The organism is Streptococcus sp. SG2 (assembly GCF_030439925.1).
In the GTDB taxonomy this organism is placed as follows: Bacteria; Bacillota; Bacilli; order Lactobacillales; family Streptococcaceae; genus Streptococcus; species Streptococcus gordonii.
In genome coordinates this window covers 142179-168212 of sequence record NZ_JAQFJD010000004.1, presented here as the reverse complement: position 1 = coordinate 168212, position 26034 = coordinate 142179, and the positions used below count along the sequence as shown (strand labels likewise).

The 26034-nt window shown below is 40.8% G+C and carries 27 protein-coding genes; 2 read left to right on the top strand and 25 right to left on the bottom strand.

What is annotated here, in order from left to right:
* Positions 1-3: 3 nt before the first annotated feature.
* The gene (locus PCY09_RS09080; RefSeq protein ID WP_125397228.1) at positions 4-390 is read left to right on the top strand and encodes a VOC family protein; all 387 of its coding nucleotides are present in this window, start codon (positions 4-6) and stop codon (positions 388-390) included.
* A 180-nt stretch (positions 391-570) separates the two neighbouring features.
* Here PCY09_RS09080 and nth read toward each other — a convergent pair whose 3' ends face one another.
* The 9 genes from nth to tmk all read right to left on the bottom strand — a co-directional run bounded on the left by nth (position 571) and on the right by tmk (position 6824).
* A complete protein-coding gene (gene nth / locus PCY09_RS09075) occupies positions 571-1200 on the bottom strand; it encodes an endonuclease III (protein WP_125397229.1) in 630 nt (209 codons plus the stop codon).
* 230 nt (positions 1201-1430) lie between these two features.
* On the bottom strand, positions 1431-1925 hold the full coding sequence (locus PCY09_RS09070; RefSeq protein WP_125397230.1) for a hypothetical protein: 495 nt from the start codon (positions 1923-1925) through the stop codon (positions 1431-1433).
* Positions 1926-2243: 318 nt separating this feature from the next.
* Positions 2244-2699 (bottom strand): hypothetical protein, encoded by a 456-nt coding sequence (locus tag PCY09_RS09065; RefSeq protein ID WP_061602152.1) that lies wholly within the window; start codon positions 2697-2699, stop codon positions 2244-2246.
* A 487-nt stretch (positions 2700-3186) separates the two neighbouring features.
* Entirely contained in the window at positions 3187-3540 is a 354-nt protein-coding gene (locus tag PCY09_RS09060; RefSeq protein WP_061602153.1) for an arsenate reductase family protein, read from the bottom strand.
* A 9-nt stretch (positions 3541-3549) separates the two neighbouring features.
* Positions 3550-4047 (bottom strand): methylated-DNA--[protein]-cysteine S-methyltransferase, encoded by a 498-nt coding sequence (locus PCY09_RS09055; protein ID WP_061602154.1) that lies wholly within the window; start codon positions 4045-4047, stop codon positions 3550-3552.
* Positions 4048-4094: 47 nt separating this feature from the next.
* A complete protein-coding gene (rsmI, locus tag PCY09_RS09050; RefSeq protein ID WP_061602155.1) occupies positions 4095-4949 on the bottom strand; it encodes a 16S rRNA (cytidine(1402)-2'-O)-methyltransferase in 855 nt (284 codons plus the stop codon).
* Between the two features lie 2 nt (positions 4950-4951).
* Positions 4952-5275: a DNA replication initiation control protein YabA gene (yabA, locus tag PCY09_RS09045; RefSeq protein WP_061602156.1), complete on the bottom strand. Its 324-nt coding sequence runs from the start codon at positions 5273-5275 to the stop codon at positions 4952-4954.
* A 14-nt stretch (positions 5276-5289) separates the two neighbouring features.
* Positions 5290-6189, bottom strand: a complete 900-nt coding sequence (locus tag PCY09_RS09040; protein ID WP_061585656.1) for a DNA polymerase III subunit delta' — start codon at positions 6187-6189, stop codon at positions 5290-5292.
* Positions 6186-6824 carry a dTMP kinase gene (gene tmk / locus PCY09_RS09035; protein ID WP_012130610.1) on the bottom strand — a complete coding sequence of 213 codons (639 nt, stop codon included), beginning with the start codon at positions 6822-6824 and terminating at the stop codon, positions 6186-6188. Before tmk ends, PCY09_RS09040 begins: the two co-directional genes overlap by 4 nt.
* A gap of 253 nt (positions 6825-7077) precedes the next feature.
* Here tmk and PCY09_RS09030 point away from each other — a divergent pair, with 253 nt between their 5' ends.
* Positions 7078-7941, top strand: a complete 864-nt coding sequence (locus PCY09_RS09030; RefSeq protein WP_012130611.1) for a YitT family protein — start codon at positions 7078-7080, stop codon at positions 7939-7941.
* A 42-nt stretch (positions 7942-7983) separates the two neighbouring features.
* Here PCY09_RS09030 and PCY09_RS09025 read toward each other — a convergent pair whose 3' ends face one another.
* From PCY09_RS09025 to PCY09_RS08950, 16 genes are all read right to left on the bottom strand, one after another.
* Positions 7984-8403, bottom strand: coding sequence for a F0F1 ATP synthase subunit epsilon (locus tag PCY09_RS09025; RefSeq protein ID WP_111705876.1), 420 nt, complete (start codon positions 8401-8403; stop codon positions 7984-7986).
* 7 nt (positions 8404-8410) lie between these two features.
* On the bottom strand, positions 8411-9817 hold the full coding sequence (gene atpD, locus PCY09_RS09020) for a F0F1 ATP synthase subunit beta (RefSeq protein ID WP_012130613.1): 1407 nt from the start codon (positions 9815-9817) through the stop codon (positions 8411-8413).
* 37 nt (positions 9818-9854) lie between these two features.
* On the bottom strand, positions 9855-10736 hold the full coding sequence (locus PCY09_RS09015) for a F0F1 ATP synthase subunit gamma (RefSeq protein ID WP_008809478.1): 882 nt from the start codon (positions 10734-10736) through the stop codon (positions 9855-9857).
* A 15-nt stretch (positions 10737-10751) separates the two neighbouring features.
* Positions 10752-12257, bottom strand: a complete 1506-nt coding sequence (gene atpA, locus PCY09_RS09010; protein WP_125397231.1) for a F0F1 ATP synthase subunit alpha — start codon at positions 12255-12257, stop codon at positions 10752-10754.
* 14 nt (positions 12258-12271) lie between these two features.
* Entirely contained in the window at positions 12272-12808 is a 537-nt protein-coding gene (locus tag PCY09_RS09005) for a F0F1 ATP synthase subunit delta (protein WP_008809480.1), read from the bottom strand.
* Positions 12808-13302: a F0F1 ATP synthase subunit B gene (gene atpF, locus PCY09_RS09000; protein ID WP_045503861.1), complete on the bottom strand. Its 495-nt coding sequence runs from the start codon at positions 13300-13302 to the stop codon at positions 12808-12810. The genes PCY09_RS09005 and atpF overlap by 1 nt, the downstream gene beginning before the upstream one ends.
* A gap of 18 nt (positions 13303-13320) precedes the next feature.
* Positions 13321-14037 (bottom strand): F0F1 ATP synthase subunit A, encoded by a 717-nt coding sequence (gene atpB / locus PCY09_RS08995; RefSeq protein ID WP_045503863.1) that lies wholly within the window; start codon positions 14035-14037, stop codon positions 13321-13323.
* A 35-nt stretch (positions 14038-14072) separates the two neighbouring features.
* Positions 14073-14273 carry a F0F1 ATP synthase subunit C gene (locus PCY09_RS08990; protein ID WP_045503865.1) on the bottom strand — a complete coding sequence of 67 codons (201 nt, stop codon included), beginning with the start codon at positions 14271-14273 and terminating at the stop codon, positions 14073-14075.
* 306 nt (positions 14274-14579) lie between these two features.
* Positions 14580-15080 (bottom strand): phosphatase PAP2 family protein, encoded by a 501-nt coding sequence (locus PCY09_RS08985; RefSeq protein ID WP_061594341.1) that lies wholly within the window; start codon positions 15078-15080, stop codon positions 14580-14582.
* A gap of 152 nt (positions 15081-15232) precedes the next feature.
* Positions 15233-17629 (bottom strand): glycogen/starch/alpha-glucan phosphorylase, encoded by a 2397-nt coding sequence (locus PCY09_RS08980; protein ID WP_125397232.1) that lies wholly within the window; start codon positions 17627-17629, stop codon positions 15233-15235.
* A gap of 214 nt (positions 17630-17843) precedes the next feature.
* Positions 17844-19274, bottom strand: a complete 1431-nt coding sequence (glgA, locus tag PCY09_RS08975) for a glycogen synthase GlgA (RefSeq protein ID WP_125397233.1) — start codon at positions 19272-19274, stop codon at positions 17844-17846.
* Positions 19271-20410, bottom strand: a complete 1140-nt coding sequence (glgD, locus tag PCY09_RS08970; RefSeq protein ID WP_061594344.1) for a glucose-1-phosphate adenylyltransferase subunit GlgD — start codon at positions 20408-20410, stop codon at positions 19271-19273. Before glgD ends, glgA begins: the two co-directional genes overlap by 4 nt.
* Positions 20400-21542: a glucose-1-phosphate adenylyltransferase gene (locus tag PCY09_RS08965; RefSeq protein ID WP_061594345.1), complete on the bottom strand. Its 1143-nt coding sequence runs from the start codon at positions 21540-21542 to the stop codon at positions 20400-20402. The genes glgD and PCY09_RS08965 overlap by 11 nt, the downstream gene beginning before the upstream one ends.
* Before the next feature lie 184 nt (positions 21543-21726).
* Positions 21727-23628, bottom strand: a complete 1902-nt coding sequence (gene glgB / locus PCY09_RS08960) for a 1,4-alpha-glucan branching protein GlgB (RefSeq protein ID WP_045503874.1) — start codon at positions 23626-23628, stop codon at positions 21727-21729.
* Positions 23629-23885: 257 nt separating this feature from the next.
* On the bottom strand, positions 23886-25619 hold the full coding sequence (gene ptsP, locus PCY09_RS08955) for a phosphoenolpyruvate--protein phosphotransferase (protein WP_061602163.1): 1734 nt from the start codon (positions 25617-25619) through the stop codon (positions 23886-23888).
* Between the two features lies 1 nt (position 25620).
* Complete coding sequence (locus PCY09_RS08950; protein WP_006596636.1) at positions 25621-25884, bottom strand: phosphocarrier protein HPr; 264 nt, start codon at positions 25882-25884, stop codon at positions 25621-25623.
* Positions 25885-26034: the final 150 nt, after the last annotated feature.

The window sequence follows — 26034 nt, the reverse complement described above, 5'->3', positions numbered from 1 at the left end:
CAAATGGACTATCAAGCTGTCATTCCCGAATTTATGGTATCTGACATCGAAAAGTCGCGCCACTTCTACTGTGACTTGCTGGGATTCTCTGTCGAATACGAACGTCCAGAGGAGAAATTTCTCTTCCTCTCACTTGAAGACTGCCAACTTATGCTAGAAGAAGGCAGCACAGAAGAATTAGCCCAACTGGCCTATCCTTTCGGACGTGGTGTCAATATTTCCTTTGGCATTGAAGATGTCCCACAGCTCCACCAAAAATTGCTGGAAGCTGACTATCTTATCCATCGTCCCCTGACAAAAAGAGAATTTCGAGTAGGAGATAGCTTTATTTACCCTCATGAATTTGCGATTTTGGATCCAGATGGTTATTTTTTAAGATTTAGTGAATAAGAAGAGGCTGGGACAAAAGTCCTAGCCTCTCAATTGTCTTTGGATTGTCGAGCAAGACGCAGTGGTTGAGTGGGCTCTATTACGCTGATTTCATCAGCTTTTACAGCCCTACTCAACTGTGCGGAGGTGGGACGACGAAATCGAATTCTAACGAATTACCGATTTCTGTCCCACTCTCTTTTAAATGTCTTTAAAGTTATAGAGTTGCGGATAGTGATCGCACTCGGGATTTTTAGGATGGCAGATGGCACGTCCAAAGTAAATCATTGCCTGATGGGCGGGCAGCCAACGTTCCGGCGGAAGGACATCCATAACTCGCTTTTCTACCTCTAGTGGCGTTGCCGACTTTTTAACGATATCATGATGCTTGCAAATCCGCTCCACATGGGTATCGACAGCGAAAGCTGGAATGCCAAATCCCACACTCATGACTACATTGGCCGTCTTGCGACCAACTCCGGCCAGACTTTCCAATTCCGCCCGCGTTTGTGGTACTTGACCGTCAAAGTCGTCCAAAAGTTGCTGGGCGCATTTCTTCAAAAACTTGGCCTTATTGCGATAGAGTCCTAGGCGGGAGATGTATTTAGCAATGTCTTCTTCACCAGCCGCAGCCATGTCTTGAGGACTTGGATAGGCTTCAAATAAAGCCGGCGTTGCCTTATTGACCGCAGCATCTGTCGTCTGAGCCGACAGCATGACCGCTACCAAAAGCTCAAAGTGATTGCGGAAATCCAGACTAGGCTTGGCGTCAGGGAAAAGAGCAATAATCTCTTCAATCACATGCCGAGCCCGTTTTTTTGATAAAACCATGATTCTTCTTTCTAAGATTGAGATAGATTTATTATATCATGAAAAGCTTTTTAATGTCATTAAGAGCTTCTTCTGCCACGCTTCCTAACCCAAATTCAATCATACAATCTACTTGAACCACATTCCCTAAAAGAAAAATCATGACATCTTGTATATTCTTTCCTAAATATTTCTCTTTTCAATGCAGATTTCCTGTTGATGGGACTAAAAATATTTTTATCTCAATTTTATCACTGTGCAATATCGGACCAAAAAGAAATTTGGGGTAAATCAGATAAATTTGTCTCTCTGCTTACTGTAATTCCATGAAAATAATCTGTTATACTTTTAGAATAATAAATTATATCGGAACCAACAATTGAAAATACTGGCGAAATCGGAGTATTACATAACGCAATATACCTATGACCAGAAATAGGGAATAATGTTGGAGAATTTATTAAACGACTTCGTATTTCTCTTTTCATAATTTCTAAATCTCTAGGAGCTTCTCCCCAATTATCACTCCAATCAACATATTCTATTTCTTCTGCTATATTTTCTTTGATTATTTGTATGTAATTACTCAGCATTTTAACATTCTGAGGTGAAAAGTCACTCCAATCATACCAGTTTTCAGGAAGTTCCTCCATATTTCCAAAAACTTTTTTGAATTCGTCAGGTAAATAAACTCTATAAGTTTGTTCTATCTTTCTAAACGTTCTATTATTAAATTTTTTTGACATTATATTCCCTTTGTTTTATTCCTATGAAAGATTGGTAGTGATCTTGAATATACCAAATGGAACAATCCTCACCTATAATAATTATTTCCATCCCACTTGATACTCCTTATACCTATTTCCTTCGATAAGAAGTTCTTCACCATTTAAAAGTTTGCAATTCTTCTTCATCATCAATCAAAAAGAAATCATAATCTTTAAAAATAAAAGTATAGATACCAGTCTGTAACCAAGACAAACCTGTCAACCAGTTCGAAATAGAGGATCAAATATTCGTCACAAAGAAACCTATATTCTAGGAAACACTATATTAGTTTCACATCATTTAAATTTAGGTTTGAGCCAAAATTCTTGGATATTGCCATGCCAATCAATACCAGCAATAGTATTTCTGAAAAATTCAACATGGTTAAGATCTTCCCTTAAAATTTCAGAGCCGATTTTAATCCAACCTGATTGCTCATCATAATACATTTCCCAATTGTAAGCATAGTCAATGCGAGAACTATCTCCACCATTAATATCATTATCTGTAACAACAATAAAATCTTTATCAGATTTAGGAGGCACCAAACTTCTTTTTATCCAAGAAAAGTCGTTATGATACCCCCAAAGTTGGGTGGATTCCATATTTTCTGAATTAAAACCTAAAAATAAATATATAAAACTAAAAGTAATATCGCTAGCTATTGTTGGAGTAGCTATTAATTCCTTTGTATCCGTTTTATATATTAACTCCTCTTGCTGATTATATTCTTTTTTTATTATTTTAAACATATTTTCCAACCTATTAAGAAAATCAAGGTGTACAATTTGATTTGTATCTAAATCAACAACTAATTCACATAAATATAATATTTTTTCACTAACCTTCTCTAAAAGATCGATATCGTATTTTAAAAGATAGAAACATTATAATTCTTCCTCATCTTTAATAATATAGACCTCAAAATTCTTGGACTTACCTACCTACATATGTTTTTCAACATCACTTTCCTGGCAAGGTGGGAGATCATCTTACAAAATATCAAATGAAATTGTTTAGAAGCCTTATCCACAGCTTCAACAAACTGGTAAGAAATTCTATGTTAGAAAAAAGAGGCTTTCAATCCATTCGCCTCTTTACCTGTGACTAAATCTTTCCTATTTCTTGATTTCAGTCTGTTTTTTTATTATCTAACACAATTGGATGTTCTCTATTTCATTTTGTCGTTCTATTTGACTACAGATGAATATAATAGCCTTTTTATCAAGCCTTATCTTCTCACAGCCCCAACTCTTCATACGCCTTCCGGTAGCCAATCTGCAAGATTTGGTTATCTCGAACCAAGAGCGGTCGTTTAATCAGCATACCGTCTGTTGATAATAAATCTGCAGCTTCCTGAGCTGTCATATGTGGAACTTTTTCTTTGAGTCCTAGTTCACGGTATTTGAGTCCGCTGGTATTGAAAAAGGCCTTGAGGTCAAAGTCCGAGTTCTGGATCCAGTCTAGAAGTTGGTCCCGACTAGGTGTATTTTGGACAATATCTACCGCTTCAAAGTCCACTCCTAATTGATTGAGCTCAGCCTTGGCCTTGCGGCAGGTAGAGCATTTTGGGTATTCGATAAAATGTAACATAGTTCACCTCTATTTTTTTCTATCAATCTTTGCTGCTTCATGGTTTAAAAGCCAGAGCTTTTTATCTAAACCACCAGCATATCCTGTCATTTGTCCTTGACTTCCCAAAACGCGATGGCAAGGAATGATAACGGAAAATGGATTCCGACCAACAGCTCCTCCGACCGCTTGAGCAGAAGCAACATCAAGGTCTCTGGCAATTTGCCCATAAGTCACCGTCTGCCCTTTAGGAATCTGACTCAAATAGTTCCAAACGCGCTTTTGAAAATCAGTCCCTGCATCTGCTAAAGTCAAACTTGAGAAATCTACATCCTGACTAGCAAAGTAGGCATCAAGAAGCTGAGCAGTCTGCTCGAGAAAGGGATTACTTGCTTCAATTACTTGTCCACTTAGACCACGCTCAAAATATTTCTGGCCAACAAACCAAGCACCTCTCAGTCCGCTTTCATCCGCAACCAAAGAAAGAGGACCCAAAGGAGAATGATAGATCATTTTATAATAAGTCAACTTTTCTAGTCCCTTTCTTGTCTTTTAGCTCTCAGTCACTTGTATGATTACTGGTGATAGGTTGAGTACAAGTCACTCTTATTCAAACCATATTTTTTCGCGACTTCTTTGATAGCCTTGCTTTTTTGACTGCCGGTTTCAATGAGAAAATCAATTTCAGCCAATAATTCCTCTTCTGATTTATCAGCTTTCTCCTCACTAGCACCGTCTACAATCAGTAGGCACTCACCCTTGAGTGGCTCATCACCAATGGCTTCCAGTAATTCAGATATCAGTCCCCGCTGGTATTCTTCATAAATCTTTGTCAACTCGCGAACTAGAACTACCTGTCTGTCTCCATAAACTTCCAGCATATTTTCCAAAGTCGACTTGACCCGATGGGGGGATTCATAAAAAATCTGCGTCTCGGGATAAGCCTTCTTGCTTTCAAAAAATTCTTTTTGCTGGCCTTTTTTTCTAGGAAGAAAACCAAAAAAAATGTGGGGTTGAGGAGCCAAACCACTAGCAATCAGAGCTGAAATTCCGGCAGAGGGACCTGGCACTGATACGACGATGATATTTTCTGCAATGGCAGCTTTTACCAAGTCGTGGCCTGGATCCGAAATACAGGGAAGACCAGCATCTGATACCTGGGCAAGATCATGACCTTCTTTTAAAAGAGCAATGATTTCTGGGATCCTGGCTCTGGAATTGTGGTCATGAAAACTGATTAGCTTGGTCGAAATATCGAAATAATCCAACAAGCGACCAGTATTACGTGTATCCTCTGCCGCAATATAATCCACTTTCTCAAGAGTTTCTAACATACGAGTGCTAGTATCCTGCAGATTACCAATCGGAGTCGCCACCAGATAGAGCTTACCATAGGAAGACGTATCTTTAAAACTTCTCTGAATTTGCATAGCTACTCCCTAAACAATAATTCATTACAAAAGGCGCATTCTTCTTCGTCATTATCTCTTCTTTGACCATAGAAGTCTGTGCATATATGAAAACCATCCAAATAAATCCGTTCAAGATTGTCGCGTCCTTGACCGCCACCTTTACTTGGTCCTGTTTTTTCCACTTCTCCGAGTCGTTCTCTTAGCTTGTCATTCTCCAAGCGCAGAACTGTATTTTCTTCAATAACACTCTTTAGATTTTTTTTAATTGCTTCTACTTCAGCCAGAGTTAGCATTAGATTTTGTGAAAAATCATCTAAAGCGTCAAATATTTCTCTTTTATCCATATCTATTTTTCTCCTTAGCTACGCTTTGCTGGCTGTATGATCATATATTCCAAAGCATTTTGGAAACTAACATTTGCCCGCCACATTTTTCGAGATTGAAACAATCTATCTAAAGAAGTCCGACCACTTTCTTTCTCTATATGTTGAGAAAATAAAATCTCTAGAATCCTAAAAATCTGGTCCTGTTTTTCTTTATCATCAGCCAAACTGCTTAATCTAGCAACCTGTAAAAAGGCCAAATCATTCTTAGCAAGACAAAGATCAACAAAGCGCTGACAGACTTGTGTTACATCAAAGAAGGATTTGCTAGTCTGCAAGTTTTGAGCTTCCTCCAAAGTCTGGCTATAAGCTGCAAGAAGCTGCGCCTGGTCCTTAAGCAAGCCAGACTCTTCCAATTTCGCTACCAAATAATCTTCATTTTTTGGGAAATGAAAGACCTGAGTCCGACTTTTAATCGTAGGTAAGATTAAATTTTCATCACTGGTCAGAAGGAAAATATATACCTCACTTTGAGGTTCTTCTATCATTTTTAAGAGAGAATTTGCCGCATTAAGGTGCATTTTTTCTGCCTCACAAATGATAAATACCTGCTCGTTACCTTCTACTCCGCTCTGAGAAAAATTCTTGAGTAGCTCTCGTATACGTTCTGTTTTGATGATTTGATTTTGTGGGCGAACTACTGTAACATCTGAAAAATCTTCCTCTGCAATCAGTCGACAAGACCGGCATTCACCACATGGCCAAACACCCATCTTATTCTGACAGAAACGGCTCTGAGCTAATTTCTGGGCCAGATCAAAGCTGGCAAAATTTCCTGTAAAAAGATAAGCATGGTTCAGCTTATCTTGCTCTAGAATTCGTTCAAAACGATCAACAATTTTAGGTTGAAGTTCCTTTAATTCATTAATGTTCATGATTTACTATTTAAATGCTGGTTTAAGACAGCTAGGCTATCTTTTACAACATCTTCCAAAGCCTGGCTGGCATCAATTTTAACTAGGCGTTCTGGATCCTTTTCCAAGCTATAGAGATAACCCTGACGGACTCGTTGATGCATTTCCAGTCCCTCTAAGTCAAGACGGTTGACTTCACGATTCTTATTTTTAGCGATGCGAGCAAGGCCTTCTTCGACATCTAAATCAAAATACAAGGTTAGATCCGGCTTAAGACCGTCCGTAGCATATTGATTGAGCCATTCAATATCAGCTACATCTAAACCACGGCCAAAACCTTGATAGGCAACAGAACTATCAATGAAACGATCCATGATAACTAATTTCCCAGCTTCTAAGGCAGGAAGCACCTTTTCTATCAAATGCTGTCTACGACTAGCAATGTAGAGTAATAGCTCCGTCTTCCCATCCATTTCTGTATTATTCTGATCCAATATCACTTCTCGAATAGCCTCTGAAATTGGCACACCACCTGGCTCTCTAGTCGTCACTACTTGATGCCCTTGGGCTTCTAAAATCGGCACCAAAGCTTCTAAAACGCTAGATTTTCCAGCTCCATCCGGTCCTTCTAGCGAAACTAATAATCCTCTTTTCATATGTTCCTTTTCTATGCTTATAGAGCAAGGAATGTTCCTATAATGCCCTTACATACTTGGCAGCCCGTTCGTCTTTCCTCTAGTTTGTATGCAAATATGAGAAACTTACAGACTCCTTACTGCCAGAAAGCAATACTCGTTCTATTTTTTTACAATTCTTTTACTATTTTATCAAAAAAAATCATTAAATTCATTACATAAGTTAGAAACATTTGATACAATATAAAAAGGAAATTTTTTGGAGGAGATTCTTATGCTGAGATTAAAAAACATACTTTGGATTATATTTGGTGCAGGCCTTTTTTCTTTTGGGATCAATTATTTAGCTATTCCCAATCATTTATTTGAAGGTGGAGTTACTGGGGTTACCCTCATCACCTACTATTTATTTAAACTTCCGGTTTCCGTTATGAACCTTGTGATTAACTTCCCGCTATTCTTCTTTGCTTGGAAGATTCTGGGGAAACAATCTTTCTTCTACAGCCTGATAGGAACATTCTCTGTATCAGCTTGGCTGGCCATTTTTGAAAAAATTCCCTTTGTAGTAGATTTAGACGGAGACTTGGTCATTGTGTCTTTGATAGCTGGTATCATCCTCGGAGCCGGACTAGGAATCATTTTCAACGCCGGTGGAACAACCGGAGGTTCCGATATTATTGCTCGTATTTTAAATAAATACACCCATATTTCTATCGGAAAACTCATGTTTGCCGTTGACTTCTTTGTTCTTTTCTTAGTCGTGATTGTCTTTAAAGACTTGCGTCTTGTAACTTATACACTGGTATTTGTCTTTATTGCTTCCCGTGTTATAGACCTTATCGCTGAAGGTGGTTATGCCGGTAAAGGTTTCTTAGTCGTTACTGGAAAATCTGAAGAATTAGCACAGGCTGTTGTTGAAGAACTGGGTCGAGGTGTGACCTTGCTAAATGGTACTGGTTACTACACAAAGCAAGACTACAAAGTCATCTACTGCGTCCTAGCTCGAAATGAAATGCAACAGATGAAAGAAATTATCCATCGAATTGACCCTCACGCCTTTATCACAATTACAGAGGCTCACGAGATTTTAGGAGAAGGATTTACATTAGACGAAAACAAACAACCAATCGCTCGTTAAATAATATCCACACAAAAAGGAATCCAAAATTTGGATTCCTTTTTATTTGCTTCCAACGTTAATCCGGTTAATCGCCCGTTGCAGAGCAATCTTAGCCCGACGCTCTTGGTCAATCAAGTGCTTGTCGTGTGCTTCTTCGATTTCTTGCTCAGCCCTGAGTTTAGCTCTCTCAGCCCGGCTGATATCAATATCTCGCTCACGCTCAGCTGAGTCCGCCACAATCGTAATGACATTATCTGCAATTTCAATGATTCCGCCGTTGACTGCTATCCAGTCGATATGTTTATCATCATCGACCCGGCGTACCTTGACCTGATCTACTTCTAAAACAGCGATGGTATTGATGTGTCGTGGTAAAATCCCCAACTCTCCATCAATGGTCTTTACGGAAACAAATGCAGCATGGTGGTCATAAACGAGACCGTCCGGAGTAACGATTTGTACTGTCATTTGAGCCATCATTCACCTCTTAGAATCCCATTTTTTCTGCTTTAGCCAGAACATCCTCAATAGAACCAACTCCACGGAAGGCATCTTCTGGTAACTTGTCGTGTTTTCCTTCAAGAATCTCTTTGAAGCCACGAACTGTTTCAGCAACTGGTACATAAGAACCAGGTTGACCTGTAAACTGCTCAGCCACATTAAAGTTTTGTGATAGGAAGAATTGGATCCGACGTGCACGTGCAACCAAAGTCTTTTCTTCATCAGACAATTCATCCATACCTAGGATAGCAATAATATCTTGCAATTCGTGATAGCGTTGTAAGACTCGCTTAACTTCAGCAGCTACCGCGTAGTGCTCTTCTCCGACAATCTCAGGTGCCAAGGCACGAGAGCTTGAAGCGAGTGGGTCAACGGCTGGGTAAATCCCCAATTGTACCAACTTACGTTCCAAGTTTGTCGTTGAATCCAAGTGAGCGAAGGCTGTTGCTGGCGCAGGGTCAGTATAGTCATCCGCTGGCACATAGATAGCCTGGATAGAGGTTACAGAACCCTTCTTAGTTGATGTGATACGCTCTTGGAGTTGCCCCATTTCTGTCGCAAGTGTTGGTTGGTAACCAACGGCAGATGGCATACGACCCAAAAGGGCAGATACTTCAGAACCAGCTTGAGTAAAGCGGAAGATGTTATCGATAAAGAGAAGCACGTCTTGGCCTTCTACATCACGGAAGTATTCAGCAATTGTCAAACCAGTTAGGGCAACACGCATACGTGCTCCTGGTGGTTCATTCATCTGACCAAAGACCATGGCAGTTTTCTCGATAACGCCAGATTCTTTCATTTCCCAGTAAAGGTCGTTCCCTTCACGAGTCCGTTCTCCAACACCAGTAAATACTGAGATACCACCGTGTTCTTGGGCAATGTTGTGAATCAATTCTTGGATCAAGACGGTTTTACCAACTCCGGCACCACCGAAGAGTCCAACCTTCCCACCTTTCAGATAAGGTGCTAGAAGGTCGATAACCTTGATTCCTGTTTCCAGGATTTCAGATGAAGTTGATAACTCATCAAAGGTCGGTGCTTTCTTATGAATTGGTTGACGTTCTGCATCATCCCCAAACGGTGCATCCAAGTCAATAGTGTCTCCAAGAACATTGAAGACCCGACCCAAGGTTTCTTTACCAACCGGTACAGAAATCGGACGACCTGTGTCAAGAACCTCCAAACCACGTGTCAAACCATCTGTTGACTCCATGGCAATAGTCCGAACTACACCGTCACCAAGCTCAAGAGCTACTTCAAGGACGATTTTTGATTTTTTCTCATCATTTTTATAGACTACAAGTGCATTATTTATCTCAGGTAGCCTATCTCCAGCTGCAAACGCAACGTCTACGACTGGCCCGATTACCTGAGTAATTTTGCCTGAGCTCATGTTATTTCCCTCGTTTAATTTCTAATTAATCAGTGGCCTATTCTAGGGCACTAGCACCCGCCACAATTTCAGTAATTTCCTGCGTAATGGCAGCCTGCCGAGCGCGGTTGTACTGAATCGTCAAATCACTGATGACTTTTTTAGCATTATCAGTCGCTGTCTGCATGGCTGTCATGCCGGCAGCATTTTCAGCTGTCTTAGCATCAATAATAGCCCCATAAATCATGCTCTCAGCAAACTGAGGTAACAATTGGTCCAAAATAGCTTCCCGACTAGATTCTAATTCCAAATTAACGGTATAATCTTCGTCAGCTTCATTTGGATCCAAGTCAATAATCGGTAGCATTTGCTCAATCCGCATCTGGCTGGTCAGACTATTGACATGATGGTTGTAACAGACATAAAGCTCATCAAAAAGTTCATTTTGATACATCTCAATGGCCTTGCTAATAATCTTACGGACCTCATCAAAGCTTGGTTGATCGGGTAAACCACGCAGTTCATAAACTGGCTGAACCCCTCTAGCTCGACAAAAGTCCGCACCAACACCTCCAATACAGAGAATCTCAAAATCATCTCCCTTTGGATGGTATTCTGCCTTCAGCTCCATCATGGCTTTGAGAATGGTGGCATTGTAGCCACCAACCAAGCCACGGTCAGATGTGATAACAATGTAACCTGTTTTTTTGACTGGTCTACTTGTCAGCATTGGATGGTGTTTAGCATTTTCTGCCTCATGTCCATGAAGCAAATCCGTTAAGAGTTTCCGAACCTTGGAAGCATAAATTTGAAAGTTCTTAGCTGCTTCCTCGGATTTTCCTAACTTAGCCGCTGATACCATTTGCATAGCATTAGTGATTTGACTGGTGTTTTTTGTGGATGCAATTTTATTTTTGATATCGTTCAATGAAACTGCCATCTGACACCTCTATTCTTATTTAAAGCTAGACTGATTGACAAACTCAGTAATAGCGGCATCCAGAACTTCCTCACTCGGAAGATCCTTAGTCGTCCGGATTGTTTCATAAATACCTTCTTGATGTGCATCAAAGTAGGCAAATAATTCTTCCTCAAAGCGAAGAATGTCATCAACCGGAACACTGTCCAAGAAGCCGTGGGTCAAAGCGTAGAGAATAACTACTTGTTTTTCCACAGAAAGTGGCTTATGAACTGGCTGTTTCAATACTTCTACTGTTCGACGACCACGGTTTAATTTTGCTTGAGTCGCAGCATCCAAGTCGCTACCAAATTTGGTAAAGGCTTCTAGCTCACGATAGGAAGCCAAGTCAATCCGCAAGGTTCCGGCTACCTTCTTCATAGCCTTGATCTGAGCTGAACCTCCAACCCGCGATACTGAAGAACCCGCATCAATCGCTGGACGAACACCTCCGTTGAAGAGGCCATCACTCAAGAAAATTTGCCCGTCAGTGATAGAAATCACGTTGGTTGCGATGTAGGCTGAGATATCACCTGCCTGTGTTTCAATAAATGGCAGAGCTGTGATAGAACCTCCACCTAATTCGTCAGAAACCTTAGCAGAACGCTCTAAGAGACGGCTGTGAAGATAGAAGACATCCCCTGGGAATGCTTCACGGCCTGGTGGACGACGAAGAAGGAGAGACAATTCACGATAGGCTACTGCTTGTTTTGACAAATCATCATAGACAATCAAAACGTGCTTGCCATTATACATAAACTCTTCCGCCATTGCTACACCAGCGTAAGGAGCAAGGTAAAGCAATGGAGAAGGTTGTGAAGCAGATGCTGTCACGACAATCGTATAGTCAAGTGCACCATACTGACGGAGCGTTTCTACCTGTGTACGAACTGTTGATTCTTTCTGACCAATAGCTACATAGATACAGATCATATCTTGGCCTTTTTGGTTTAGAATCGCATCGATAGCAATGGTTGTCTTACCAGTCTGACGGTCCCCGATGATCAATTCCCGTTGGCCACGACCAATCGGAACCAAGGCATCAATAGCCTTGAGGCCTGTCTGCAAAGGTTCAGAAACTGATTTCCGTTGCATAACACCTGGAGCAGGCGTTTCAACTGGCCGTGTTTTATCTGTTGCAATCTCGCCCAGACCATCTACCGGCCGACCCAAAGGATCCACAACCCGTCCAATCAAGGCTTCCCCTACAGGAACTTCCATGATCTTACCTGTACGGCGGATGGTATCCCCCTCACGAATGTCAGTAAAATCTCCTAAAATAATAATCCCAACATCGTTTGATTCTAAGTTTTGCGCCATCCCGTAAGAGCCGTTTTCAAAGACTAAGAGCTCTCCACTCATGGCGTTATCCAGCCCATGCGCACGCGCAATTCCGTCACCGACATAGGTTACTACACCTGTCTCAGTAACATCAAAATCCGGCTGGAAATTTTCAATTTGTTGCTTAATTAAAGCGCTGATTTCTTGTGCGTTAATTGCCAAAAGAACACCACTTTCTATTTCAATTTTTCTTTAACTGCTTTCAACTGACGCTTAATGCTTGTGTCAATTATCTTATGATTGGCTGTAATGGCAAAGCCTCCAATCAAGCTCCTATCCAAATTTTCCTTAATGGAACGAACCTTGAGGTTCATCTTCTTCTCAATCACAGGAATAAGGCGAGCTTTCTGCTCTTCTGATAATCCCTCTACTGAGTGAATGGTTACCTCGAACTCATTGGTTTCCTTCTCGATTTTCTTCAAGATATCGAGTAAGATTGGATAAAAGAAGTCTTCCCGTCCGTTTGTAATTAGGACTTCGATCAGGTTGTTAACCAAGACCGAATCACATGTTTGAAACAAACGAAGAACCTTACTTTTTTCAGCTTGACTGACGCCAATATGCGATAAAAAGTCAGCAAGATGGGTTTCTTCAAAAATCCCCTTAATCTGACTTAGTTCTCTAAATACATCTCTTTGCTGATTTTTTTCAAGCACTATTTGGACAAATGGAGCAGCATACTTTTCAATGATCGCATCGCTTCTCTTGTCCATTAGGCATCTCCTAGCTTGTCGATATAACTGTCAATCAATTGACTTTGAGCTTCCTTGTCTAAGGTTTGGCCAATAATCTTACTAGCCAAATCAATTGACAAATCTGCCACATCACCCTTGATTGATCTTAAAGCTTCTGCTTTTGATTGAGCAATTTCTTGATTTGCCTTTTGCTTCAATCGGCTAACTTCTTCTGTCGTGTCAGCTAAAATACTCGCTTTGTTTTTCTCAGCTGTTTCTTTAGCTGTTTCAACAATAGTAGCAGCTTCTTCACGGCTTCCTGCCAAGGCTTCTTCACGCTTTTGCGCTAAATCTTCTGCCTTTTTGCGAGCAGATTCTGCTCCATCAATATCGTCTGAAATCTTTTGAGCACGCTGGTCTAAAATCCCAATAATATTGCCCCAAGCAAACTTCTTAATGAGAAATACTAAAAGAAGAAAGGAGCCGGCAATCAGGATAAAGTTGCCAATAATTTCACCTACGGTTATATTCATTTTATCTATCCTTTCTTTTTATTCTTCCTCACCATTAATTTTCTTACCAAGATACATAGATGTTAGCATGGTAAAAACATAGGCTTGGATACAGGAAATGAAGATTGAAAAACCAGTCCAAACCATGTTCATAATAAAGGCAATTGGATACCAATACGCTGCTTGATGTGCCCAAGTCAAGAGCAAACCAGCCAATACTTCACCTGCAAAAATGTTTCCATAAATCCGCAAGGCTAGCGAAGCAAAATTGGTAAATTCTTCCAAGATATTCATGGGTGTCATGATACCTGGAGTCACAAAACCTTTTAGATATCCTTTTATTCCTTGACGACGGATTCCCTCAACGTGACAGAATACCGTCACTAAAAGAGAGAAGCCCAAGTCAAAAGCGAGATTGGCGGTCGGCGATGTCCAGAGATTGAAACCATTGGTTGTCTGAACCTTGGCCATTAATCCCAAGTTATTAGCCACCGTTACGAAAAGAAAGAGGGAAAATAGAAAGAGCGAATAATTCTTCATATAATGCTCACCAACATTTCCCTTGGTAAAATCTATAACGAAATCATAGATGTATTCCAGAGCATTCTGCTTTCTTGACGGTTTAATCGTCATTTTTCGACTTGCCCAATAAACGAGTCCAAAAGTTACAAACACCGTTAGCAGAGTCATGGCCAGCAGGGTCAAATCAAAGGTCACAGGACCCACATTGATAGTTGGATTAATACTTTCTTCCAACAGATGACACCCCCTTTTCTAAAGAGAATACTTTCTTATTTGATAACAAAGGACATAGCCAACGTTACAAAGAAAGTACCTTCAACAAAGGCTACTCCCAAGATCAGGAGACTTCTCAATTGACCGATAATTTCTGGCTGACGAGACGCTGCCTTAAATAGATTACTCATAATCATACCTTCAGCAAGCGATACGCCAAAGCAGGCCAAACAAAGTCCTAAATATGTTAAATTCATGATGAATTCTCCTTTTGTGTTTTTAAAATTACTTCCTTAGTTTAGTCCTAAAAAACTGTTTTGTCAAATGTTTTTATACATTGTAAGCGATTTTAATTTATTACCCTTTTCTTCATTAAATATAGTAAATAAAAACCGCTATATTTCGCTATTTCTTTCTCTTTTTTTCCTGAAAGATGGCTTTTAAATAGGACAAAAGTGCTAAAAATGTTCTTCTTTTTTAATTCAATAATAACAAATCCACAACCTCTACCAAGTTTCTTTAGTTAAATTAGCGGTAGAAAAAGTGAAAGCTCCTTAGACATTTTATAATAAGAAAAGAATACTCCCCCATAAAATTCCACAAAGATATCCGACCAGCACATCCTTTGGATAGTGTACCCCGCCAATCACGCGCACTATGGCAAGCCCTGCTGAAAGCAAGAGACAGATAAGCCCCGGTAGCCAAAAAAAGTGGAACAGACACATAGAAATCAAGGCTGATGAGAAAACATGACGGCTGGGCATGGACTTGCCTAATGTATCCTTAGCCAGCAAAGGCTGAATAGCCCATTTTTCGTAAGGGCGTGCTTGATTCAGCCGTTTGCGAATAGCTGACAACAGAGCAAATCCAATAGCTGGTAGGAGCCAAAAAGCAAGCAATCCTTTCCACCCTTTATTTATATAGGCACTAAGCAGGACTAGTCCATAGACTAGGGGCATGAAAATTATCATCGCCCGATTAAAATAAGCAAATCCCTTCACCCACTGAGGTCGACTACGAAAGGGAGCCGTTAAGTGTCGATAAAAAGTCGTATAGTCTTTCAAACCCTACCACCGTTTTTCAAATAAGTTAAGCTCATATGTTCTTTCTAATTTCGGTTTTAATTTTGGCAGTTTAAAATGCGATCCCAGTTGAATACCAAAAGAGACTAAGCACAAAGTCTCAACCTCTTAATATTCATAATTGTCAAAGAATACTACTTCTCTAAGTTCCAGATTTCCTTAGCATATTGCTCAATGGTATCATCTGAGGTAAACTTGTCAGATGTAGCAATGTTAATCAAACTCATGCGTGCCCATTTTTCTTTGTCACGATAGAGAGCATCAATCTTCTCTTGAGCTTCTACATAGGAATGGAAATCTTCCAAGAGGAAGTATTCGTCATTGTGGGTGATGAGGGCTTCGTAGATTTCAGAGCCTTCTTCACGAACGTTTGGAATGGTTCCGTTGACAAAGGTGTCGACCACTCGACGAATGTCTGGATTGCTCTCATAGACACCGCGTGAGTAGTAATCGTGGCGAGCATAGTGCTCGTAAACTTGGTCCTTGTCCATTCCGAAGATGACAATGTTGTCATCACCGACCTCGTCCTTGATTTCGATATTAGCTCCGTCCAGTGTAGCTAGGGTAATGGCACCTGTCATCATGAACTTCATATTGGAAGTACCAGAAGCTTCCTTGGAAGCCAGAGAAATCTGCTCAGATACATCTGCTGCTGGAATGATGAGCTCAGCTAGGCTGACTCGGTAGTTTTCCAGAAAAACAACCTTGAGTTTGCCTTGCAGGCTTTCATCCTTGTTGACCAGATTGGCCATTTCATTGATCAGTTTGATAACAGACTTGGCAAAGTGGTAGCCCGGAGCAGCCTTGGCGCCGAAAATAAAGACACGTGGCACCATATCCTTATCAGGATTGTCCTTAAGGTCCCAGTAGAGCTTGATGATATGAAGCAGGTTGAGTAGCTGACGCTTGTAGGCGTGGAGGCGTTTTACCTGGACATCAAAGATAGCTTCTGTAGAAACTTCTACCCCTGTTGATTCCTTGATGAAGTTAGCCAGACGAGCCTTAGCTTCTTGCTTAACCCGATAGAAATCGCCCAGCACTTGCTTGTCATCCTTGAATTCCAAAAGCTTACGCAGCTCATGGATATCACTTCTCCAACCTTTCCCAATCAGCCTATCAATCTCAGCTGATAAAGGCTCATCCGCAATCTGCAACCAGCGACGTTGGATAATTCCATTGGTTTTATTATTAAATTTCTCTGGATAGATAGCATAAAAGTCACGTAGGGTATCTTCTTTGAGCAGTTCTGTGTGAAGCTTAGCAACCCCGTTTACCGAATGGCCACCAATGATAGCCAGATGGGCCATGTGGATTTGATTGTCTTTGACGATCCGAGTATTTTCGATGACTTGCGGAGCAATTCCCCGACTAGCCATTTCCGTCACATAACGGTTATCGATTTCCAAGATAATTTGATAGACCCGAGGCAGGACATTCTTAAAGAGCTCAGCATCCCATTTTTCCAAAGCTTCAGATAAGATAGTGTGGTTGGTATAACTCATGGTCTTAACAGTTGCATTCCAAGCATCTGCCCATTCAAGGCTATATTCATCCATCAAAAGACGCATAAATTCAGCCGGTGCAACAGCTGGATGGGTATCGTTGATATGGACAGAAACCTTCTCATGAATATCTTTTAAAGGTAGGCCTTGCTTCAAATAAGAAGTGATAATAGTCTGCAAACCTGCACTGGTCATAAAGTATTCCTGAATCAAACGTAGTTCTTTACCTTCATGACTAGAATCATCTGGATAGAGAATAGCTGTAATGTCCTGTACACGGCGACGAGCTTCGATCGTCGGATAATCTAGCTCATATTCTTCTGGAATCTCAACATCCCAAAGCCGCAGATTATTGACATTATCATTGCCAAAACCAATCTGAGGTACATCATAAGGCACCGCACGCAAGGTTTTAGAATTCTCATAAACCGGTACAATTCTTCCTTCTTCGTTAGCTCGGAGATAAACATTACCGAAAATTTTAACGTCTACAATATCATGATCCTTTCGAGTCTCCCAGACATTCCCCAGTCTTCCAAACCAGTCATCGGGAATTTCAACCTGGTATCCATCTACAATCCGTTGTTTGAAGAGGCCATAGCGATAGCGAATCCCATTTCCAAAACCAGGATAGCCCGTTGTAGCAAGAGAATCCATAAAGGCAGCAGCCAAACGACCGAGACCACCATTTCCTAAGGCCATGTCATGCTCAGCATTTTTTACAGCTGTAAAATCTACTCCCATTTCTGCAAAAGCATCTTTGACAGTATCAAGGATCCCAAGATTGAGTAGGTTAGTTTCTAACATACGACCCGGTAAAAACTCAATAGAGAAGTAATAAGCTGTTTTTTGGCGGTGTTCTACCAACTTCTTACGGCGTTCCAACCATAGCGGAGTAATATACTTACGAACAGTATTAGCCAGAGCTTGGAAGAGTTCTCTCGGCGTTGCATCAGCTACTTTTATTAGTTGTCTTTCATGCAAAATATCCTTAAAATCTCGGATAAATTGCTCTTTTGTCAGTTCCATAGTGGACGATTATCTCCCTTTCTTGATAGCGGGAAACAGTTTTTTAATATAGAAATACTTTTTTCAATCAAGATGGGAAACACTCGCTTCAGCTACAGGCTAAAAACAGAGCTCCAAAACAGCATGATAATATATAAAAATGTAATTCTCACGGAAATCCTCCCTTGTCCCATGGTCAAGAGAGGATTTGCTTATACTGATTCCAAAGTAAATGTTATAGAAGTGATTGGTACAAATCACTATATGCCAAACTAGCCGTGTCCCAAGAAAAATCTCTTTCCATGGCCTGTTCTTGCATGGATTTCCATGCCTCCTTATCGTGGGTATAGAGGTTAAGAGCTTCTTTAAAAGTCCAGCTCAACCAATAACCAGAAAAATTATTAAAGCTAAATCCAGTTCCTTGACCTGTATAAACATTATAAGGTTCTACTGTATCGCGCAGACCGCCAACTTCATGTACCAAAGGCAAGGTTCCATAACGCATAGCCATCATTTGAGATAGACCACAAGGTTCGAAGCGACTAGGCATCAGGAAAATATCACTGGCAGCATAAATCTCTTGGGCTAATCCCACATCAAAGAGAATGTTAGCCGAAAGCTTGTCTGGATAAGCTTGACCAAACCAAGCAAAGGCTTGTTCAAAAGCTGGATCACCTGTCCCCAAAAGGACGATTTGTACATCTTGCTGAAGAAAATTATGCAACTCTTCAACCACTAAGTCAAAACCTTTCTGCCGAGTCAGACGCGATACAATCCCAACAAGTGGAACATCATCTCTAACAGGCAAGCCTACGCGTTCCTGTAAAGCTCGCTTATTTTCTAGTTTACCAGATAAATCAGATTTATCAAAGTGATGGGCTAGCAATGGATCTGTTTCAGGATTGTAAATCTCTGTATCAATACCATTAACAATACCCACTAGCTTACCAGATTCCATCCGCAGAATCTGATCCAAATTGCAACCAAATTCTAGAGTCCGAATTTCACCAGCATAGCTTGGAGATACAGTCGTCACTCTGTCTGCGTAGAGAATACCAGCCTTCATCCAGTTGAGACAGTCATTCCAGCGAAGAGTCCCATCAGCATAGCGCTCATAGCCTACTCCAAATAATTCCCACAACATACTATCAGAGAATTGTCCTTGAAACTCCAAGTTGTGGATGGTTAGAACTGTCTTGATATTGTTATAAGCTTGAATCCAGCGATATTTTTCCTTAACCAAGAAAGGAATCATCGCAGTATGATAGTCATGTACATGGAGGATATCTGGAATGAAATCAATCCGCTCCATCAACTCAACTGCTGCTAGTTGGAAATAGGCAAAACGTTCCCCATCATCAAAGTCTCCATAAACATGACTTCGGAAGAAATAATGCTGATTATCAATGAAATAGAAGGACACACCGTTCAAAACCAGGCGCTTAACCCCAACATACTGACGTCGCCATCCAACGCTGACCTCAAAGTAGAAGAGATCCTCTACTTGATCGCCGAATTTAGCATCCGTCATATCATAATAAGGAAGAATAACACCAACTTGGTGACCATGTTTAACAAGTGATTTTGGGAGAGCGCCGATAACGTCCCCCAAACCACCTGTCTTCGAAAATGGTGCTCCTTCTGCTGCTACAAATAAAATCTTCATTGAATCATGTCCTCTGTTACTTTTTGACCTTTTTTAACAACAATTGGATTATCTTCTGTTCCACGTATTACGACGCCTTCTGCAACCTCAACGCCTTTGTCAAGGATGGCATATTCAACTGTTGCATTTTCCCCAATTTTAGCTCGAGGAAATAGAATACTATTTTTCACTTGGCTACCAGCTTTGATATTAGTGTTACGTGAGATCACTGAATTAGCAACTTCACCCTCTACAATACTTCCAGATGCAAATTGGGCGCGAGACACTTTTGAAGAAGGAGAATAATAGGTAGGTTCCTCATTCTTAACCTTGGTATATATTTTTTGATTTGGGCTAAAGAGTGAATAGAATTTTTTGCTTTCTAACATATCAATGTTAGCCTGATAGTATGTTGCTACAGAGTGGATATTGGCCAAATAGCCAGTATATTCATAGGCAAAAGCACCTTCTTCAACCGCTAAATCACGTAGGACATAGCGAAGCTTTTGAGGGTATTCTTTATTAGCCTCTTCCTCCAACTTTTCAATTAACCATGGAGTATCCACAACAAAGATATCCGTAGACATATTGAAGAGTTCTGCATCTTCCCGCTCATCAAAGAGCTTATGACCTCTGACGTGGTCCGTTTCATCAATATTTAAAACAGAGTTTACTTCAGAAATATTTTCTTTATGCAGTTTCTTATAAACAACTGTGATCGGTTGCTGCGTTGTATTGTGTAGGTGGAAAACCTGATTGAGATCTATATTGATTAAAATGTCACAGTTGAGAGCAACCGTTTGGTTAGAACCAGAACGTTTGAGATAAGTCAAGAGCTGATCATAGTATTCCTCACCGACTGTAGAGCTTTCTACACGAGTATTGTAGATCCCCAAATAGTAGTGACTGAGGAGAGTAGATAGTCCCCATTCACGACCTGAACGGATATGGTCAAATACTGAGCTAATGTTGTCCTGTTGGAAGATACCAAAGACACTACGAATTCCTGCGTTAGCCAGACTTGAAAGCGGGAAGTCGATCAAGCGATATTTCCCACCAAACGGAAGGCTGGCAACTGGACGATGATCTGTCAAAGTAGACATGTCGTGGAAACCGACTGTATTTCCTAAAATCGCTGAATATTTATCAATCTTCATCTTTTGGTACCCCCACTTTCTCGTTGTATCCAACAACAAATACTTCCTCTGTGCCATCTATTTCTACACCTTCAGCAATGATGGCGCCTTCTCCGATAATAGCCCGTTTAATCTTAGCACCCTGACCAATAATAGCCCCGCTCATGATGACAGAGTCCTCAATAACGGCATCCTTTCTAACCTGAGCCCCAGTAGAAAGAATGGAGTGTTTAACAGTCCCATCGACAAAGCAACCATCAACAACCAGAGAATCTTCTACTTTGGCATTTTCACTGAGGAAGTTTGGCGGAGAAATCAAGTTACGAGAATAAATCTTCCAGCGACGGTTACGGCTATCCAAAGCATTTTCTGGATTGATATATTCCATATTAGCCTCCCAGAGAGACTCAACCGTACCAACGTCTTTCCAATAGCCTTCAAAATCATAAGCATAAACACTTTCGCCAGATTCTAAGTAGTTAGGGATAACATTTTTACCGAAATCGGACATATCTACATTGCTCTTTTCAGCTGCCACCAGCATATTGCGCAGGCGTTGCCAATCAAAGATATAAATCCCCATAGAAGCCTTAGTTGACTTAGGATTTTCTGGTTTTTCCTCAAATTCAACAATCCGATTATTAGCATCTGTATTCATGATACCAAAACGGCTGGCTTCTTTGAGAGGCACATCCAGTACAGCTACTGTCAAGCTGGCATTATTGTCCTTGTGAGACTGGAGCATATCATCATAATCCATCTTGTAAATATGGTCTCCAGATAAGATCAAGACATATTCTGGATTGATGCTGTCAATGTAATCAATATTTTGGAATATTGCATGACTAGTTCCTTCAAACCAGCGATTTCCTTCACTAGCAGAATAAGGCTGAAGAATGGACACCCCTGTATTAATGCCGTCTAATCCCCAGCTGGACCCATTTCCAATATGGCTATTCAAAGCCAGAGGCTGGTATTGAGTAATGACACCGACATTGTGAATGCCGGAATTAGCACAGTTAGACAGGGCAAAGTCAATAATACGATATCGTCCACCAAACTGTACTGCAGGTTTTGCAATACTCTGTGTAAGCTTTCCAAGACGTGTTCCTTGCCCACCGGCAAGAATCAAAGCTAGCATTTCATTCTTCATAGACTACTCCTTGCTAAGGTTCGAGTGCATTAAACATCAAAAACAGGAAATGTGTTGACGGAACGGTACTCCAAGGAAGACTTATACCTTACAGCATCCGAACTTATGGCTCATTTCATTTCGCAAATTGCGTATTTTTCTCCGATATTTTAATACAAGTTCAATTACAACAAATGGGATAACCCTATTTTTTATTTTTAGTCGACTTTGATTTAATACGACGCTTGATCTTCCAGATGCTGGCTCCAAGAGCTGGCAGTGTGAAGGTCAAGGTCTGAGGATAATCCTTCCAAAGTCCTTCTTGAGACTGAACTGTTTCGTTATGTTCCTTCCAAACACCTCCCCATTCTTCTAATTCAGTGTTCCATACTTCTTCATAAATGGCTTCCACTGGAACACCAATGGTAAAGTTCTTCCGCTCTACCGGCGCCATATTGAATACACAAACTAACATATCTCCTTTTTCAGTCTTACGAATAAAGGAGAGGACACTTTGATCAACATTATCTGCATCAATGATTTCGATACCATCATAACTCAGATCAATTTCCCAAAGCGGACGATTGTCTTTATAGAAGGCATTGAGTGCAGCAGTAAAGCCCTGCATCTTCTTGTTCATTTGATCGTCCAGATTAGACCATTCTAGCTGCTCTTCTGACTTCCATTCTAAGAACTGACCAAATTCTGATCCCATAAAGAGCAATTTCTTGCCCGGATGGCAGATTTGGTAGGTCAGCAAATTGCGGAGCCCTGCAAATTGATTATAACGGTCGCCCCACATCTTGTGCATGAGACTCTTCTTGCCGTGAACCACTTCATCATGTGAGAACGGCAGTAGGAAGTTTTCAGAGAATACGTACATAAAGCTAAAGGTTACCAGATTAAAATCGTACTTACGATAAATCGGATCTTCTTCGTAGAAACGAAGGATATCATTCATCCAGCCCATATTCCACTTGTAGTCAAAACCTAGGCCACCCAGCTCTCTCATACCAGTAATCTTGGTCCCTGAGGAACTTTCCTCTGCAATCATCATGACATCTGGATGAGCTAGCTTGATAACCGTATTGAGGCGTTGCAGGAAGTAATACCCTTCATAATTGCGATTGCCTCCATCTTTGTTTGGTTGCCAAGGTCCGCTATCATAGTCCAGATAGAGCATATTGCTGACAGCATCAACCCGAATACCGTCCAGATGATAGAAATCAATCCAGAATTTAATGCTGGAAATCAAGAAAGACTGAACCTGATTCTTGCCCAAATCAAAGTTGAGAGCACCCCAACCATAGTTATGAGCCCGATCGTGGTCCTGATACTCGAAAGTCGGTGTCCCATCATAGTAGGCTAAAGCATCATCATTAATAGTGAAGTGACCTGGCACCCAGTCCACAATGACCCCGATATTGTTCAAGTGACACTCTTCGACGAAATCTTGGAATTCCTCAGGTGTACCATAGGTATGCTCAAAGGCGAAGTAGCCCATAAGCTGATAACCCCAGCTAAGTCCCAGTGGGTGAGCCATAAGTGGCATAAATTCCACATGTGTGTAGTTCATCTCCACTAGATAAGGAATCAAGTCTTCTTTTAACTGAGAAAAGCTATAAGGACTGCCATCTTCATTGCGTTTCCATGAGCCAGCATGCACTTCATAGATATTGACAGGTCGTGAGAAGAAGCCCCAGCGCTTCCGACGGGCTAGCCAGAGACCATCTTTCCATTTCTTTTCAGGAATAGTACGGATAACTGCTCCAGTTCCAGGACGCTCTTCCAAATAGATAGCCAGTGGATCAATTTTCAAAATTTCTTGACCACTGCTACGTTTGACATTGTACTTGTAAATATCTCCTTCCTTTGGTAGGTCTGTAAATACTTCCCAGACCCCTGCTTCATTACGTGCCATAGGAATTTGATTTTCATACCAATTAGTGAAATCACCAATCAAATGAACACTCTGAGCATTGGGAGCCCAAACACGGAAAGAGTAGCCGACCTTACCATCTACTTCTTCCTGATGTGCTCCTAGATAGTGTTGCAAATGAAAGTTTTCACCAGTTGTAAAGGTTCTTAATGCTTCGTTTTTGTCCATGCAATCACCTCTTTGTAAGCGTTTTCTATGTTTCTATTTTATCTTAATTTCGACATTTTTTCAAGTAAATTTCATAAATTTTGGCAATTTTTTCCAAAAACCGAACGATTGCCCTCTCTCCGTTTTCTTATATGCCAATTTCCTGTTGATTCATTTTCATCCATATATAAGTTGATGTTTTGACGAACGAAATTTAAAGAAAGAACCATTTTGAAAATGGTTCTAAAAAAGAGCGGTTTCCCGCTCTATAAAATTAATTAATCAAAGTCCAGATATTCTTTTTCAAGTTTCAAGACTTCTTCCAACGTTGCACATTCTGTCAATGCACGTTGAGCCAGTTCTTCCATCTTCTTAGTATCTAGCTTCTTCATGAGGCTACGAGTCCGAAGAACAGATGTCGCACTCATAGAGAACTCATCCAAGCCCATACCAACAAGCAATGGTACTGCAGTTTGGTCACCAGCCATTTCTCCACACATACCTGCCCACTTGCCTTCAGCATGAGCTGCCTTGATAACATTATTGATCAAGCGAAGGATAGATGGGTTATAAGGTTGGTAGAGGTAAGAAACTTGTTCATTCATTCGGTCCGCTGCCATGGTGTATTGAATCAAGTCATTGGTACCGATAGAGAAGAAGTCAACTTCCTTAGCAAATTGATCCGCTAGCATAGCTGCTGCTGGGATTTCAATCATGATCCCCACTTGGATATTGTCTGCTACAGCAACACCTTCAGCCTGCAACTTAGCCTTTTCTTCTTCGTAAACCGCTTTAGCTTTACGGAATTCTGTCAGAAGAGCTACCATTGGGAACATGATACGCAACTGTCCATGTACAGACGCACGCAAGAGAGCGCGAATTTGTGTACGGAACATTGCATTACCAGTTTCAGAGATAGAGATACGCAAAGCACGGAAGCCAAGGAATGGGTTCATTTCATGTGGCATATCGAAGTAAGGAAGTTCCTTATCTCCACCAATATCCATCGTACGAACAACCACTGGTTTTCCGTTCATTCCTTCAAGAACAGCTTTGTATGCTTCATACTGCTCGTCTTCTGTTGGGAAATCTTGAGAATCCATGTAGAGGAACTCAGTACGGTAAAGACCGACAGCTTCTGCACCATTTGCATTTACACCTTCAACGTCCTTTGGCGTACCAATGTTAGCCGCCAACTCGAAGTGTTTGCCATCTGCAGTTACAGTTTCGGCATCCTTAAGCAATTCCCATTCAGCCTTTTGTTTAGCATAAGCTTCACCAGCTGCTTTGAAATCTGAGATTTGCTCTTCAGTTGGGTTGATAATCACTTCACCAGTGATACCATTCGCTGCAATGATGTCCCCATCTTTTACCAATTCTGTAATATTATTAGTACCGAGAACAGCTGCAATTTCAAGCGTACGAGCCATGATTGCTGAGTGACTAGTCCGTCCACCGATATTTGTTACAAAAGCCTTAACAAAGTTTTTATCAAGCTGTGCTGTATCAGATGGAGTCAAGTCATGTGCAATGACAACCACTTCCTCATTAATAGAAGCTGGGTTTGGCAATTTTTTACCCAAAAGGTTTGCAAGAACACGTTTTGTAACGTCACGGATATCCGCTGCACGTTCCTGCATATACGGATTGTCTTCCATACCTTCAAAAATTGTGATAAACATATCCGTTACTTCTTTAAGACCCGCTTCAGCGTTCACTTTTTTCGTACGGATTGTTTCTTTAATCTGACCAACCATTTCAGGGTCAGAGAGCACCATTAAGTGAGCATCAAATACTTGGGCTGCTTCTTCACCAAGGCTACCTACTGCCTTCTCGCGGATAACAGAAAGCTCGTTCTGTGAAGCTTCAAGAGCTGCATCCAAACGAGCCTCTTCTGCATTCGTATCTTCGACTGAAACAGTCTCAAATGACAAATCCGGTTGGACTAATAGATATGCCTTAGCAACAGCAACACCATCAGATGCCGCAATTCCTTTAAGCATTTCTGTCATATTATGCCAATCCTTCTTTTTCCATTGTTTCTGCAATAGCTGCAAGTGCGTCGTCAGCATCTGCACCTTCAGCAGAGATAACTACGTCTGCACCTTGACCAACACCAAGGCTCATTACGCCCATGATTGATTTCAAGTTTACTGATTTACCTTTGTATTCAAGAGTGATATCTGAAGCAAATTTACTTGCAGTTTGAACCAACAAAGTTGCTGGACGAGCGTGAATACCTGTTTCTGCCACAATGTGGAAATCTTTAGAAGCCATAATTAGACTCTCCTTTAAATAATTCTTTTTTAGGATATTTTGATAACCCTTACAATTTCTGATTATATCATTTTTTGAAATCTTTTTCAAGAATCAGTATCAGTTTTTTCAAATTTCAACAGCATTTTTCAATCTAAAATCTTATCAGAC